The 13,294-nt window shown below is 71.2% G+C and carries 11 protein-coding genes and 4 pseudogenes; 8 read left to right on the top strand and 7 right to left on the bottom strand.

Going from position 1 to position 13,294, the window contains the following annotated elements:
- Positions 1 to 10: 10 nt before the first annotated feature.
- Complete coding sequence (gene sthA / locus ACQEV2_RS40060; RefSeq protein WP_433053409.1) at positions 11 to 1,414, bottom strand: Si-specific NAD(P)(+) transhydrogenase; 1,404 nt, start codon at positions 1,412 to 1,414, stop codon at positions 11 to 13.
- 187 nt (positions 1,415 to 1,601) lie between these two features.
- Between sthA and ACQEV2_RS40065 the strand changes: the two are divergent.
- Positions 1,602 to 2,743 (top strand): annotated as a pseudogene (locus ACQEV2_RS40065) (sulfite oxidase).
- 191 nt (positions 2,744 to 2,934) lie between these two features.
- Here ACQEV2_RS40065 and ACQEV2_RS40070 read toward each other — a convergent pair.
- Together ACQEV2_RS40070 and ACQEV2_RS40075 are read right to left on the bottom strand one after the other, a co-directional pair.
- A complete protein-coding gene (locus tag ACQEV2_RS40070) occupies positions 2,935 to 3,141 on the bottom strand; it encodes a hypothetical protein (RefSeq protein ID WP_433055163.1) in 207 nt (68 codons plus the stop codon).
- A gap of 257 nt (positions 3,142 to 3,398) precedes the next feature.
- Positions 3,399 to 4,606: pseudogene (locus tag ACQEV2_RS40075) on the bottom strand (beta-1,3-glucanase family protein).
- Between the two features lie 522 nt (positions 4,607 to 5,128).
- Here ACQEV2_RS40075 and ACQEV2_RS40080 point away from each other — a divergent pair.
- Together ACQEV2_RS40080 and ACQEV2_RS40085 are read left to right on the top strand one after the other, a co-directional pair.
- Positions 5,129 to 6,025: a GNAT family N-acetyltransferase gene (locus ACQEV2_RS40080; protein ID WP_433053412.1), complete on the top strand. Its 897-nt coding sequence runs from the start codon at positions 5,129 to 5,131 to the stop codon at positions 6,023 to 6,025.
- A gap of 132 nt (positions 6,026 to 6,157) precedes the next feature.
- Positions 6,158 to 6,483 (top strand): annotated as a pseudogene (locus tag ACQEV2_RS40085) (hypothetical protein).
- Positions 6,484 to 6,503: 20 nt separating this feature from the next.
- On the opposite strand, the gene ACQEV2_RS40090 reads toward ACQEV2_RS40085, so the two are convergent.
- On the bottom strand, positions 6,504 to 6,989 hold the full coding sequence (locus ACQEV2_RS40090) for a carboxymuconolactone decarboxylase family protein (RefSeq protein WP_433053415.1): 486 nt from the start codon (positions 6,987 to 6,989) through the stop codon (positions 6,504 to 6,506).
- Between the two features lie 193 nt (positions 6,990 to 7,182).
- On the opposite strand from ACQEV2_RS40090, the gene ACQEV2_RS40095 reads away from it, so the two are divergent.
- Positions 7,183 to 8,127, top strand: a complete 945-nt coding sequence (locus ACQEV2_RS40095) for an RNA polymerase sigma-70 factor (RefSeq protein WP_433053418.1) — start codon at positions 7,183 to 7,185, stop codon at positions 8,125 to 8,127.
- A gap of 157 nt (positions 8,128 to 8,284) precedes the next feature.
- On the opposite strand, the gene ACQEV2_RS40100 is transcribed toward ACQEV2_RS40095, so the two are convergent.
- Entirely contained in the window at positions 8,285 to 9,172 is an 888-nt protein-coding gene (locus ACQEV2_RS40100) for a Gfo/Idh/MocA family protein (RefSeq protein ID WP_433053421.1), read from the bottom strand.
- Between the two features lie 234 nt (positions 9,173 to 9,406).
- On the opposite strand from ACQEV2_RS40100, the gene ACQEV2_RS40105 reads away from it, so the two are divergent.
- Together ACQEV2_RS40105 and ACQEV2_RS40110 are read left to right on the top strand one after the other, a co-directional pair.
- Positions 9,407 to 10,264, top strand: coding sequence for an aldo/keto reductase (locus tag ACQEV2_RS40105; protein ID WP_433053424.1), 858 nt, complete (start codon positions 9,407 to 9,409; stop codon positions 10,262 to 10,264).
- Positions 10,265 to 10,278: 14 nt separating this feature from the next.
- Positions 10,279 to 10,671, top strand: a pseudogene (locus tag ACQEV2_RS40110) (ATP-binding cassette domain-containing protein); the annotation flags it as partial.
- A gap of 111 nt (positions 10,672 to 10,782) precedes the next feature.
- Here the strand turns inward: ACQEV2_RS40110 and ACQEV2_RS40115 are convergent.
- Positions 10,783 to 11,130, bottom strand: coding sequence for a hypothetical protein (locus ACQEV2_RS40115; protein ID WP_433053427.1), 348 nt, complete (start codon positions 11,128 to 11,130; stop codon positions 10,783 to 10,785).
- A gap of 114 nt (positions 11,131 to 11,244) precedes the next feature.
- Positions 11,245 to 12,213, bottom strand: a complete 969-nt coding sequence (locus ACQEV2_RS40120; RefSeq protein WP_433053430.1) for a GlxA family transcriptional regulator — start codon at positions 12,211 to 12,213, stop codon at positions 11,245 to 11,247.
- 220 nt (positions 12,214 to 12,433) lie between these two features.
- Here ACQEV2_RS40120 and ACQEV2_RS40125 point away from each other — a divergent pair, with 220 nt between their 5' ends.
- Positions 12,434 to 12,895, top strand: a complete 462-nt coding sequence (locus ACQEV2_RS40125; RefSeq protein ID WP_433053433.1) for a DUF2269 family protein — start codon at positions 12,434 to 12,436, stop codon at positions 12,893 to 12,895.
- Positions 12,896 to 13,065: 170 nt separating this feature from the next.
- Positions 13,066 to 13,293: a hypothetical protein gene (locus ACQEV2_RS40130; protein WP_433053436.1), complete on the top strand. Its 228-nt coding sequence runs from the start codon at positions 13,066 to 13,068 to the stop codon at positions 13,291 to 13,293.
- Position 13,294: the final 1 nt, after the last annotated feature.

A 13,294-nucleotide genomic window follows, 5' to 3' on the forward strand; every position in this document is an offset into this window, starting at 1 on the left:
CGCAAGGGCCTCAGTCGCCGATGTGGTCGATCTGCCGCAGCCTGTTCGTGGCGTCCAGCGCCGCGACCTTGTACGACTCCGCGAGCGTCGGGTAGTTGAACACCGCGTCGACCAGGTAGTCGACGGTTCCGCCGCAGCCCATCACCGACTGCCCGATGTGGATGAGCTCCGTGGCCCCCGTGCCGAAGCAGTGCACACCGAGCAACGTGCGGTCCTCGGGGGAGACCAGCAGTTTCAGCATCCCGTGCGAGTCGCCGATGATCTGCCCGCGGGCCAGCTCGCGGTAGCGGGAGATGCCGACCTCGAACGGCACCCGGTCCTCGGTGAGCTGGTCCTCGGTCCGCCCGACGAAGCTGATCTCGGGGATGGTGTAGATGCCGATCGGCTGGAGGTTGTGCATCCGGCCGACGGGCTCCCCGCAGGCGTGGTAGGCCGCCGCCCGCCCCTGTTCCATCGAGGTGGCGGCCAGTGCCGGGAAGCCGATGACGTCGCCGACGGCGTAGATGTGCGGCACCTCGGTGCGGTAGTGCTCGTCGACCGTGATCCGGCCGCGCGCGTTCGCGGTCAGCCCGGCCTTGTCCAGGTCCAGCTCGTCGGTGAGCCCCTGCCGGCCGGCCGAGTACATCACCGCGTCGGCGGGGATCTTCTTGCCGCTCTCCAGAACGGTCAGCGTCCCCCGGGGATGCCGCTCGACCGCTGCGACGGTCTCCCCGAAGCGGAACGTCACGGCGAGGTCCCGCAGGTGGTACTTGAGCGACTCGATCACCTCGACGTCGCACAGGTCGAGCATCCCGGCGCGCTTCTCCACCACGGTGACCTTGCTGCCGAGCGCGGCGAACATGGAGGCGTACTCCATGCCGATCACACCGGCGCCGACGATGACCATGGAGCGCGGCACCCGTTCCAGCGTGAGGACGTTGTCCGAGTCCATGATCGTCCGCCCGTCGAACTCCACACTGTCGGGCCGTGCGGGCCGGGTGCCGGTGGCGATGACGATGTGCTCGGCGGTCAGCAGCCGTTCATGGCCGGTGACCTCGCGCAGCGCGACGGTGTGGGGGTCGACGAAGCGGCCGGTCCCGGCGTAGAGGGTGACGTGGTTGCGGGCCAGCTGACTGCGGATGACGTCCACCTCACGGCCGACCACGTGCTGGGTGCGGGCGGTCAGGTCGGCGACGGTGATGTCCTCCTTCAGCCGGTAGCTCTGTCCGTACAGATCGCGCTGGGTGAGGCCGGTCAGGTACAGCACGGCCTCGCGCATGGTCTTGGAGGGGATGGTGCCGGTGTGGATGGAGACGCCGCCGACCATGTCGGGGCGGTCGACGACGGCGACCCGGCGGCCCAGCTTGGCCGCGGCGATGGCGGCCTTCTGGCCACCAGGACCGGATCCGATGACGAGCATGTCGAAGTCGGGCACCTTCCGGAGTCTGACAGCCGCGGGACCCTTGACGAAAGGGTGAGCGGAAAACCATTGCCGGTGTGAAGTGCCGGAGGACGCAGGGAAGTTGTGCTTCCGTCCTGCCGACGCCGATGTGCTCATGGCCGTCCCGGGCGATTGCGGTCGGAGCGTCTCCAATGCGTGGATATCGGGCGATAATGCGGCTATGGGTCCTCGACTCGCGGACGCGAGCGCACCGGCCCGGCTGGCCGCCCCGGAGGAGGGCATCGGCCGGGACGAACTGGCGCTCGCGACCCGCAACCACGGCCTCCCGCTCGAAGCCCTGCGATACGAGCTCACCCCGCCGGGCCTGCACTACGTCCTGACCCACTACGACATCCCGTACGTCCCCGACGACACCCCCTGGCACCTGACCCTTGGCGGCCGCGTCCGCCGTCCGCTGCGCCTGGACCTGGCCGACCTGCGGGCGTTCCCGCAGATCACCACCCGGGTCACGCTGGAGTGCGCGGGCAACGGCCGGGCCCTGCTGACCCCCGGCCGGTCAGCCAGCCCTGGCTCGTCGAGGCTGTCGGCACCGCCGAGTGGACGGGCGTACCCCTGCGCCTGCTGCTCGCCGAGGCAGGAGCCGAGCCCGACGCGGTCGACGTGGTCTTCACCGGCGCCGATCACGGGGTCGAGCGCGGCGTCGAGCAGGACTACCGGCGCGCGCTCCCCCGGGACGTGGCCACGGGCACCGATCCCGAGGTGCTGGTGGCGTACGCGATGAACGGCGCCCCGCTGCCCCCGCAGCACGGCCGTCCCCTACGGCTGGTCGTGCCCGGCTGGTACGGCATGGCACACGTGAAGTGGTTGCGCGAGGTGACGGTCACGGACGTACCGTTCACCGGTTTCCAGCAAGCCGTCGCCTACCGGCTGCGCCGGCACCCCGAGGACGAGGGCGAGCCGGTGACCCGTATCGCGCCCCGCGCCCTGCTGGTCCCACCCGGCTTCCCGGACTTCATGTCCCGGGCCCGTGTCGTCCGGCCCGGCCCCGTGGCCCTGGAGGGGCGTGCCTGGTCCGGGCAGGCACCGGTGACCCGCGTCGAGGTCAGCACGGACGCGGGGCGCACCTGGCAGGAGGTCGGGCTGGAGCCGGACTCCGGTCACCGGTGGGCGTGGCGCCGCTGGCGGCACAGCTGGACGGCGCCCCCGGGCGAGCATGTGCTCAGTGCGCGGGCCACCGACGCCGAAGGGCACACCCAGCCGCTGGTCCAGCGGTGGAACCGCGGGGGCTTCGCCAACAACCTCGTGCAGCGGGTGCCGGTGCTGTGCCCGGACGAGGACGGGGCCCAGGCGCGTCGCCCGTGACCAACGTCCCCGGCCGGCACATCTAGGGACATCTAAGGCCTGCCTTCGGATCAGCCATGGACATCTAGGGCTGTCCTTCGAAACAGCCCGGCGTCGCGGCCCTGGCCCGGTGAGTCCGCGGGCAGGGGAAGCGGCCGCCTCGGGTGCCGCCCGCACCCGAGGGCAACCCATGCAGATCGTGGCCGGCTCGGCTAGGGCAGCAGCTTGTCGAGGGCGGAGGGACCCTCTGCCTCCAGCTTGCGCTTGGCCCATTCCAGGTTGCGTGGCGTGATGTCCTTGCCTGAGGCAAGCACGATGTCCTCGGGGGACACCTCGGTGCCGGTGCGGGCGTGGAGCAGGGCGTCCGGGGTGGCGCGCTCCCCGGACGGCCCGGAGGCTTCGGGCTGGGACGTCGGCATCATCTCTGCTCCTCGGATCCGGATCACTTCTTCGGGCCCGGTGCGGTCATCGGGTCTGTTATCACCATTCAACGCCGGAGCGGACCCTGCATCCGGAGGCGGAAGAACCCTGCTGTGCACCTGTCGGCCCCTGGACATCCGGGGTACCTCTCTGCCCCGGAGGGAAACCGCCCGCGGCCCGGACCGGCACCCGCGCCGGCAGGGACAGACACGCGCCCGGGCAGGGACGTGCACCTGCCCGGGCGGATCGGCTCGCGTCAGCCCTCGAACGGCGTGAGGGTCAGCCGGATCCCCGTCGGCGCCGTGTCCTGGATGTACGACGCGAAGTCGGCCACGTCGTCGAAGGCGAAGCCGTACGCCTTGCCGTCCTGGGTGGCCGCGTGCATCGCCTTGGCGTAGTGGTTGGTCAGGGCGGTCCCGTAGAAGGCGGCGGCGTCGGTCGTCGGCTGAGCCGGATGGCTGATCAGCGTCGAGCGGTTGAATCCGGCGCCGAGAACGGCGGCGACCGGCCCGCTCGTGCCGTCGTTGGGGCGGCGAGGCTGCCGTCGCAGAACAGCACGTCCCGGGTGGACGGCTTGGCGAAGGACACCTGGGCGGGCCCGTCGAACGTGAACCGCTCCCCGCGCACCCGCCCCGTGAACGTGCCCGCATTGGTGGTGACGGTGAGGTCCCGCCCGGTGTACGTGCTCCACACCTCGTCGATGTACGGCGCGAAGTAGTCCTTGGCGAACAGGCCGGCGTCCAGACCGTGCCCCGGGGCGATGATGCGCGTGTCGTCCACGACGAGCCGGGCGAACTCCCCGACCTCGCGGACCGCGGCGAACGCGGCCGCACGTCCGCCGGCGCGCAGCGTGCCCGTCGTCTGGTCCTTGGCGCCGGTCAGCCGGATGCTCAGCGGCACGCTGAACATGTCGACCATGGTGGTGTTGCAGAACATGCCGGCGGCGTTGAAGGTGAACTCCGCACAGTCGTGCAGCACCGGGTAGTTGGGGTCCGACGTGACCCAGCCCGCCGGGTACTGCAGCGCCGCGTTGCCGTTGCCGTCCGTGACGGCCTTGAACTTCAGCTTCTGGCCGAGTGCCACATAGATCCGGCCGGACATCCGGGGGAGGGACAGCCGGGTCTCGCCGCTGCCGGACAGGCCGATGGCGTAGTCGGTGAAGCCGTCGGGGCCGTTGTCCGACAGGGCGATCGGCGCGAGGGTGCCGTCGGGCGTGACGCGTACCTGCCTGCCGTCCTGGTTGCCGACGATGTACACGTGGACGCTCGCGTTGTCGAAGGAGCCGCTGTCGTTGACGATCGTGAGCGGCAGCGAGTCCGCCGCGGCTCGCGGGCCGCCGTCGGAGGGCGTGCCCGCGAGGGCGTACGGGGCGACGGCGGCGACAGCGGGCGCGGCCACGGCCGCGCCGCCGAGGGCGAACAGGAGCCTGCGTCGGCCGAGATGGCGCTGATGGCGGGATGTCATGTGGGGGGTCTCCCGGAGTACGTGTGCGGGTACTGGTGCTGCGCGGTGGGGAGACGCACTGGCTAGCGGACGATCTGAGAGCGCTCTCGGGCCCTAGCGTCACCGCCACCGACGGGCCCCGATGCTACGCACGGCCCCCGCGTGAGCCAACGGGTCTGCGAGGACCCCAAATCCCTGTGAACTGCGGGAACTTGAAAGACCACGGAATGGCTACGACCGCTTAACCCTGACCTAAGGCTCACTTAAGGCGTACGGGCCCCTGAGAGCGCTCCCGACCGGCACTCCCACCGTGCTCCCGACCGTGCTCCCGACCACGCCGAGCCCAGCCTCCCGGAGCCGGGAAATTCCGTGGACGCCCCTGCGAAAGATCACGTACTGTGTGGCTTCACGCCCTGAGACGGACGGAAGGAGGCGAGTGCCGTGCGATTCACACCTTTCCAGCGCTCCCTCTTCCGTTGCCCCGGCGTGCTTCTCACGATCTGACCGGGAGCGCTCCAAGCAGCCTGTATCCCGGAGGAATCCGTGACCGACCTGGTCATCCGCGCGCTCTCCGCGAGCGACGCCCATCTCTTCGACGCCCACCCCGACCCGCTCGGCGCCCGTGAGGGGCACCGGCGGACCCGGTTCCGCCCCGAGTGGCAGCGGGTGGCCCTGCGTGACGGCACGGTCGTCGCCCGCGGCGCCTGGTGGGGCGGCCCCGACGACTCGGAACCCATCAACATCAACTGGTTCGACGTGGCCGAGGGCGAGGAGGAGGCCGGCGCCGAACTGCTGCGCTCCGCCCCCTGGCAGGTCGAACTCGAGATCAACCTGCCCGGCGGCTGGCGCGACGAGCCGGGTCTGAAAGCCGCCGCCGAGGCACGCTTCGGCGCCGCACGTGCCGCCGGATACGACCTCCTGGTGGAACGCTTCCTGTACCGCTGGACCCCCGAGCGCGGCCTGCCCGAGCGCCCCGGACGCCTGCGCTTTCGCCCCGAACCCGACGACGCGGTCTTCTTCGACGCACTGCGCCGCATCCATTCCGTCACCCTCGACGCCCATGCGCTGCGGGCCATCGAGGAGGGCGGCCTCGACCGCGCCGCCCAGGAGGAACTCGACTTCTTCCACTGGTGCCCGTCCCCACGGGAGTGGTGGCAGGTCGCGCACACCCCGGACGGCGACCTCGCCGGCATCCACATCCCGGCACACAACCCCTCGGGCCCGACCATCGGCTTCATCGGAGTCGTCCCGGAACAGCGCGGCCACGGCTACGCCTACGACCTCCTCGCGGACTGCACCCACTTCCTCGTCCAGCAGGGCGCGGAGTTCGTCACCGGAGCGACGGACCAGGGCAACTTCCCCATGGCCGCGAACTTCGCCAAGGCGGGCTTCCCCGTCGTCAAGGAACGCATCAACTTCCATGCGGCGGGCCGGTCCTAGCGCGGAGTAGCGAGGAGTAGCACCGAGAGGCAGCACAGGGTGGGCGGTCCGGCCTCGGGTCCGGGCCGCCTGTCAGTGCCGGGTGGCATGCTGGTCGGCGGTGGGATCGACAGCGGGCGCGGAGGTGGGGGCATGGGTTTCGACGGTGAGGCCTGGCGGGTGCGCGGCGGTGACGAGCCGGTCGGGGAGATCCTGATCGACGAGGCCGACTTCCCGTGGCTGTCGGGCCGCTCACGCCCGGCCCGGGGTACGACGCGGTCCGCGACCTGTTCGCCCGTGAACTCGCCCTGCTGGAGCGGGACCCCGAGGACATATGGGAGGCGTGGGAGGCGTCCTACGACGAGATCCGAAGACGGGTCTCGCTGTCCTCACCGGACGGCCCTGTCGCCGAGTTCCTGCTGCACATCGAGGGCGACAGGGCCTGGTTCCGGTGGAGCGAGGAACTGTTCGAGGACTGACGGTGCGTCCGGTCCGGCGGTCAGTTGGTCATGGCGGCGAACTGGCCGGGTTCGTAGGAACCGCCCTGGTTGTTGAGGATCACGCCGAACCGGTTGGACGCGTTGATCATGGCGACCAGGCCGACCAGCGCGGCGATCTGGTCCTCGTCGTAGTGCTTGCGCACCTGCGCCCAGGTCGCGTCGGACACCCCCTGGTGGGCGTCGGCGAGTCGGGTGCCTTCCTCGGCGAGTGCCAGCGCGGCCTGCTCGGCTTCCGTGAACACCGTGGCATGGCGCCAGGTGGCGACGAGGCTGAGCCGGAGCGAGGTTTCACCGGCCGCTGCCGCCTCCTTGCTGTGGACGTCGACGCAGAATCCGCAGCCGTTGATCTGGCTGGCGCGGAGACTGACCAACTCCTGGGTGATCTTGGGCAGCGACGACTGCGCGATCACCAGGCTGACGTTGTAGGTCCGCTTGGCGATCCTGGAGCCGACCTCGTTGGCGAGCATGTTGAATCGGGGTTCCATGGCTTCGTCCTTGTGCGAGGGATGGTGCGCCGTGCGGGTCGGCCGCGCGGCGTCCTGACGAACACGGGATGCCGGCAGCCCGATCGCCGTGACGCGCCGGTCGCGTGACGAGCCGCACAACGCCGCGATGTCACAGGACGGCGGCGGCCGGTGTCTGCTGGGTGACAACGTCGAGAGGGCGGAGGAACCACCCATGGCCGGCACGTCGCAAACCGCGCCCGGAGCTCGCGGTGAGGGAGGGCGGCGAGGCGATCGCCCGGACCGCGCCACGGTGGCTTTCGTCGCCCACCGCAACCTGCTCTTCACCGTCGCCTACGAGATGCTCGGCTCGGCCGCCGACGCGGAGGACGTCCTCCAGGAGACCTGGCTGCGCTGGGCGGACGTGGACCTCGATGCCGTACGGAATCAGCGCGCGTACCTGGTCCGGATCACCACCCGTCAGGCGCTGCTCCGGCTGCGTACGCTCGGCCGCCGCAAGGAGACCTACGTAGGCCCCTGGCTGCCGGAGCCGCTGCTGACCGCTCCCGACGTGGCCGAGGACGTGGAGCTGGCCGACAGCGTCTCGCTGGCGATGCTGCTGGTGCTGGAGACGCTCACGCCGACCGAGCGTGCGGTGTTCGTCCTGCGTGAGGTGTTCGACCTCGGCTACGACGAGATCGCCGAAGCCGTCGACAAGTCCCAGGCCGCGGTCCGCCAGATCGCCCACCGGGCCCGCTCGCATGTCGCCGCGCGCCGTCCCCGCGGAGTCGTTTCGCCGGCCGAGACCCGACAGGCACTGGGGGCTTTCCAACGGGCGGTCGAAACGGGCGACTTGCAAAGCCTGCTCGACATCCTCGCGCCGGATGTCGTCTTCCTGGGCGACGGCGGGGGAGTCGTGCAGGCCACGCTGTCGCCCGTGGTCGGCGCCGACAGCGTGGCCGCCGTACTCGCCGCCTCCCGGCTGGCCAGCATCGCCGCCGAGGCCCCGCTGCAACCGGCGCAGGTGAACGGCTGCCCGGCGCTGGTTCTCCGGCTCGACGGCGAGATCGACACCGTCCTGGCGGTACGCATCGACGACGGCCTCATCACCGGGCTCTACGCCGTGCGCAACCCCGAGAAGCTGTCGCACATGCAGCGCGAGACCGTCCTGCACCGGTGACACCGGGCCCCCGAACACCGGCCCCCGAACACCGGCCGGCGAGCACCGGCCGGCGAGCACCGGCCGGCGAGCACCGGCCCGCGAAGACATCCCGAGCCGCAGCGCATGGCGGTGCACCGCGCGGACCTTCTCCAGAAGCCCGTGGGTGGCTGCGCCGTCAGGCTCCGCCGTTCAACATCCCTTCGGCCGCAGCCAGTATCTCGGTGACCCGAAGGCCGAACGCCGCGTCGCACGCGTGCGCGTGCCCGGTGCGGGAGGCGGCGCGCAGGGCGTCGCCGGCGCGGATCAGGGCGGACACCGCGCTCTCGGTGCTCTCCGGGAGCCGCGTCACCCCGGCCGCGCCCCGCAGCTCCACCGCGGCCCCCGCCGCCGCGGGCGGCGCCGTGAGGCTCAGGGCGAGCGTGCTCGACGAGCCGCCGATGTGCTCGAGGACCAGATGGACGGTGTCGCCGGGGCCCGGCGCGGCCGCCGTCACGCGCCGCGCGTCACCCAGGACCGGCAGCAGCACGGACAGCGCGTGCGGCCCCACGTCCCACAGCGCGCCCTTCTCTCGCCGCCACGGCGAGTCCGCGAACGGGCTTCCGTCACCGCTGAACACCGCGCCGAGCCACTCCGCCCGGCCCGTGAACCAGCCCTCGACGGCTGCCTGTTCGGCGATCCACGCCTCGACATCCGGCTGGAAACGGGCGGTGAAGAAGACGACCGAGGCCACCCCGGCCTCCTCGACGGCTTCGACGACGGCCCGGCCCTCCTCCACCGTCAGCGCCAGCGGCTTGTCCAGCAGCAGATGGCACCCCGCCCGCGCGGCCCGCACCGCCAAGTCGGCCTGGACGGCGGGCGGCAGGGCCACGGCGACGGCGTCCACGTCGCCGAGGAGGGTGTCGACGTCGTCGTAGGCGCGCACGCCGTGGCTGTCGGCCAACTCCTTGGCGGCGGCGGCACGTCGGCCCCACACTCCCGCGAACTCCAGCTCGCCGTGCCGGCTCAGGGCGGGAGCATAGGCCATCTGGGCCCAGGGGCCGGTGCCGAGCAGTCCGATGCGCATGCCGCCGCCTCTCACTGTGCTGGTCGAGGATGAGCGTGCCCATCAACGGGGAGGCCGCGCAAGGGGACAGGTGGCCCGTCTCAGCACCGGAGATTCAGTGGTGCCGTCGCTGAATGCGTTCTCTTTCTTCTATTGGACCTCCAGCGGCCGTACAGCCACGCTGGTGTACGTCCGGCACGAAGTGCCGTTCCCTGCACGTTTCCCGAGAGACAGCCGGAAAGAGGTCACGAGCCCATGCACACCCGCCGCATCGGTGACGTCGAGGTCAGCGCGATCGGTCTGGGCGCGATGCCCATGTCGATCGAGGGGCGCCCGGACGAGGCACGCTCTCTCGCCACGCTCCACGCCGCGCTCGACGCCGGCGTGACCTTGATCGACACCGCGGACGCCTACCACCGGGACGCGGACGAGGTCGGTCACAACGAGACCCTGATCGCCAAGGCCCTCGCCTCCCACGACCGGGGCAAGGACGTCCTGGTCGCCACCAAGGGCGGCCATCTGCGCCCCGGCGACGGCAGCTGGACGCTGGACGGCAGTCCCCGGCACCTCAAGGAGGCATGCGAGGCGTCCCTGCGCCGGCTCGGCGTGGAGGCCATCGGGCTCTACCAGTTCCACCGCCCCGACCCGCGCGTGCCCTACGCCGAGTCGGTCGGCGCCGTACGCGACCTGCTCGACGAGGGCAAGATCCGCATGGCCGGGATCTCCAACGCGAACCCCGACCAGATCAGGCAGGCGAACGAGATCCTCGGCGGCCGGCTGGTCTCCGTGCAGAACCAGTTCTCCCCGGCGTTCCGCTCCAGCGAGCCGGAGCTGCGCCTGTGCGACGACCTCGGCATCGCGTTCCTGCCCTGGAGTCCGCTCGGCGGCATCTCCCGGGCACGTGAACTGGGCTCCGCCTACGCCCCGTTCGCCCGGGTCGCCGAGGCCCACGGGGTGAGCCCGCAGCGGGTGTGCCTGGCGTGGATGCTCGCCAAGTCGCCGGTCGTCGTGCCGATCCCTGGCGCGAGCCGGCCGGAGACGATCCTGGACTCGCTCGCCGCGACCGACCTCGTGCTCAGCGCCGGGGAGATCGCGGAGCTGGACGCAGTCTGAAACTCTTTCGAGAATCGGCGCTGCGCGACGCGAACGCGCTGGAGTTCGTCGACCGGCTGCCGCAGGGCCTGGACACCCTGGTCGGCGAGCGCGGCGCACGGCTGTCCGGTGGGCAGCGGCAGCGCCTGGCCATCGCCCGGGCCCTGATCCGGGACCCGAGAGTGCTGGTCCTCGACGAGGCGACCTCGGCCCTGGACACCCGGTCGGAGGCGCTCGTCCAGCAGGCGCTCGCCCGGCTGCTGCACGGTCGGACCACCTTCGTGGTGGCGCACCGCCTGTCCACCGTGCGGGGCGCGGACCGGATCGTGGTGATGGGAGACGGCCGGATCCAGGAGATCGGCACACACGAGGAACTCCTGCGCCGGAACGGGGCGTATGCCGCCCTGCACAGCGGGCAGGTCGCCTGACGCGGCGGCGTCCGCCGGGGCTGCGCACGCGGAAGGTACGGGCCGTACGTCGGCCCTCGCCTTCCGCGGTGCGTGGTCACCCGGCCTTGATGACAGCGACCTCATGGGTGTTCACGCGGCGCTGCTGCTGCGCGGCATCCCGTGTCGGCAGGTCACGTCGTGCTGGCTGCCGAGGCTCGTCCACCAGCGCTCGCAGCAGGCCGAGTCGAGCTCCGCCCGGACGATCGCCTCGGCGGCATCGCCACCGCGCCCTGCCTGTGCGACCAACTCCAGGAGCCACCGCCGCTGTTCGCCGATCACGGTCTCCCGTACGACGGCGATGATCGGAACGAGACTGGCGGCGGCGAACAGACACGCGGCCCACGCGGGGCCGTACCGGACCTCGAGAACCGAGGTCCAGGCGAGGCCCGCGCTCGTGGCGACGTAGAGGGCGCAGAGGAGGCGACTGTAGTGATTCATGGGTGTACACCGTCCTTCGGGAGGATCGACACACCTTGTCCAACTGCTGACTGCCCGTGGGGACTCGGGTGATTTATTCCACCGTGACTGACGGCGGCCCTCCACCGGTAATGACTAGGGCCTGTCCTGGGCGAGGACCGCGGTCTGCCCCCGGAACGCCGAGCGGTAGGCGTACGGCGTGGTGCCGACCACCCGGCGGAAACGGTCACGGAACGCCGTCGGCGAGCCGAACCCCGCCTGGCGCGCGATCCGTTCGATCGGGTGGTCGCTGTTCTCCAGCAGATACTGGGCACGCCGCACACGTGTCCGCAGCAGCCACTGCAGCGGAGTCGTGCCGGTCTGCTCACGGAAGCGGCGGCTGAGGGTGCGCTCGCTCATGCCCGAGTGCTGCGCCATCTCCGCCAGGGTGATCTCCCGGGCCAGGTTGTCCTCGATCCACTCCAGGAGGGGTTCGAGCGCCGAGCCGCGCGGCACCGGCGGGTGCTCGTGCACGATGAACTGCGCCTGCCCGCCCTCCCGTTCCAGGGGTACGACGGACATGCGCGCGGTGTGCGCGGCGACGGCCGACCCCAGGTCCCGCCGGATCATGTGCAGGCACATGTCCAGTCCCGCGGCGGCTCCGGCGGAGGTGAGGATCTGGCCGTTGTCGACGTACAGCACATCCGGCTGCACGTCGATGCGCGGGAAGCGCCGGGCCAGTTCGTCGGTGGCCATCCAGTGGGTGGTGGCGCGCAGCCCGTCCAGCAGTCCGGCCTCGGCCAGGACGAAGGCGCCCACGCACACTGACGCGATCCGTGTGCCGGCCTGCGCCGCCTCCTGAAGGGCCGCCACCACGCGGGGAGAGGGCGGCCCGGTCTCGTCGCAGCCCGGCACGATGACCGTGTCCGCGTCCGCCAGCGCGTCGAGCCCCCGGTCGATCCGCAGGGCGAAGCCCTCCGTCGGCACCTCCGACGACTCGGCGCACAGCCGGACTCGGTAAGGCCGGCGGCCGTCCGGCAGCCGCGTCCAGCCGAACATCTGGAAGGGCGTCGCCATGTCGAACGGCACCACGTTGTCGAGGACCAGGATCGCGACGGTGTGCATGAGCGCCACCTTAGGCGGATTCCCGCCACTCCCAGAAGCCCAGGTCTCAGGAGTGAGGTGCTGCAGAGCACTGCGCACACTGTTGGCGAGAATCCGTTGGAAGCTGTCATTTCAGCCTCTGGGCGATCAGCTGGGAGATCCCTAACGTGGGCCGGGCCGCCCCGGGCAAGCGAGCCGGGGCCCTTGATCGCCGCGCCGACACGGAGACCGACACCCCCAGATGACCAAGATCCTGCTCACTCTTCACGTCCTGGCCGCCATCGTCGCCGTCGGTCCCGTCACCGTCGCGGCCAGCATGTTCCCGCCGGCGGCGCGCCGCGTCCCCGCGGCGGACGCTGCGGTGGCGGTGGGCACCGTCCGGCTCCTGCACCGCATCTGCCGCGTCTACGCGGGCATCGGAGTGTCGGTGCCCGTCTTCGGTCTGGCCACCGCCCTGGCGATGGACGTCCTGGGCAGCGGCTGGCTCATCGCGTCCATCGCACTGACCGCCGCGGCCGCCGGAATCCTGGTCGCCTTCGTCCTGCCCCGCCAGGAGGAACTCCTCGACCAACTGAACGCCGAGAAGTCCGTCGAACGCTCGGCCACGGTGCAACTCGCCATGTTCACAGGCATCTTCAACCTTCTGTGGACCACCGTCACCGTCCTGATGATCGTCCGGCCGGGCTCGACGACGGGCGCCTGAACCGGGGGAGGGGCCCACGGGCACACGGCGGGGCGGCAGTCCGTGGTCGTCTGCCGTCAAGTGCCGTCAAGCGCTCTGGCAGAATTCGTACTTCAGTGTGCGTCGGCGCCTAGACTCGACAGCCGTGCCCATATGCACACAGGGCCACGACAGGAAAGGCGCGTTGACGGGTGTTCCAGGATTCCCCCATTTACGACCGGCTCATCGCGGAGCGCGGCGACATCCCCACCCAGGTGCGCAGGGAGGCCGAACGCGTCAGCAGGGAAGTGGAGTTCGCCATGCAGCCGCTGCTGTCCGGCGGCCACGCGCCCGCTCCCGGACTTCCCACCGGACGTCCCACGACCCCGCCCCCGACATGGCAGCGCAGCGCCCTGCCGCCCGGCCCCCCGCAGCGCTGAG

This window comes from Streptomyces sp. CA-251387 (assembly GCF_050936625.1).
Lineage (GTDB): Bacteria > Actinomycetota > Actinomycetes > Streptomycetales > Streptomycetaceae > Streptomyces.

Bases quoted from the DNA above. Each gene is read 5' to 3' on its own strand.
- ACQEV2_RS40070 (WP_433055163.1), bottom strand. From the start codon at position 3,141: ATGCCGACGTCCCAGCCCGAAGCCTCCGGGCCGTCCGGGGAGCGCGCC.
- ACQEV2_RS40090 (WP_433053415.1), bottom strand. From the start codon at position 6,989: ATGGAACCCCGATTCAACATGCTCGCCAACGAGGTCGGCTCCAGGATC.
- ACQEV2_RS40095 (WP_433053418.1), top strand. From the start codon at position 7,183: ATGGCCGGCACGTCGCAAACCGCGCCCGGAGCTCGCGGTGAGGGAGGG.
- ACQEV2_RS40100 (WP_433053421.1), bottom strand. From the start codon at position 9,172: ATGCGCATCGGACTGCTCGGCACCGGCCCCTGGGCCCAGATGGCCTAT.
- ACQEV2_RS40105 (WP_433053424.1), top strand. From the start codon at position 9,407: ATGCACACCCGCCGCATCGGTGACGTCGAGGTCAGCGCGATCGGTCTG.
- ACQEV2_RS40115 (WP_433053427.1), bottom strand. From the start codon at position 11,130: ATGAATCACTACAGTCGCCTCCTCTGCGCCCTCTACGTCGCCACGAGC.
- ACQEV2_RS40120 (WP_433053430.1), bottom strand. From the start codon at position 12,213: ATGCACACCGTCGCGATCCTGGTCCTCGACAACGTGGTGCCGTTCGAC.
- ACQEV2_RS40125 (WP_433053433.1), top strand. From the start codon at position 12,434: ATGACCAAGATCCTGCTCACTCTTCACGTCCTGGCCGCCATCGTCGCC.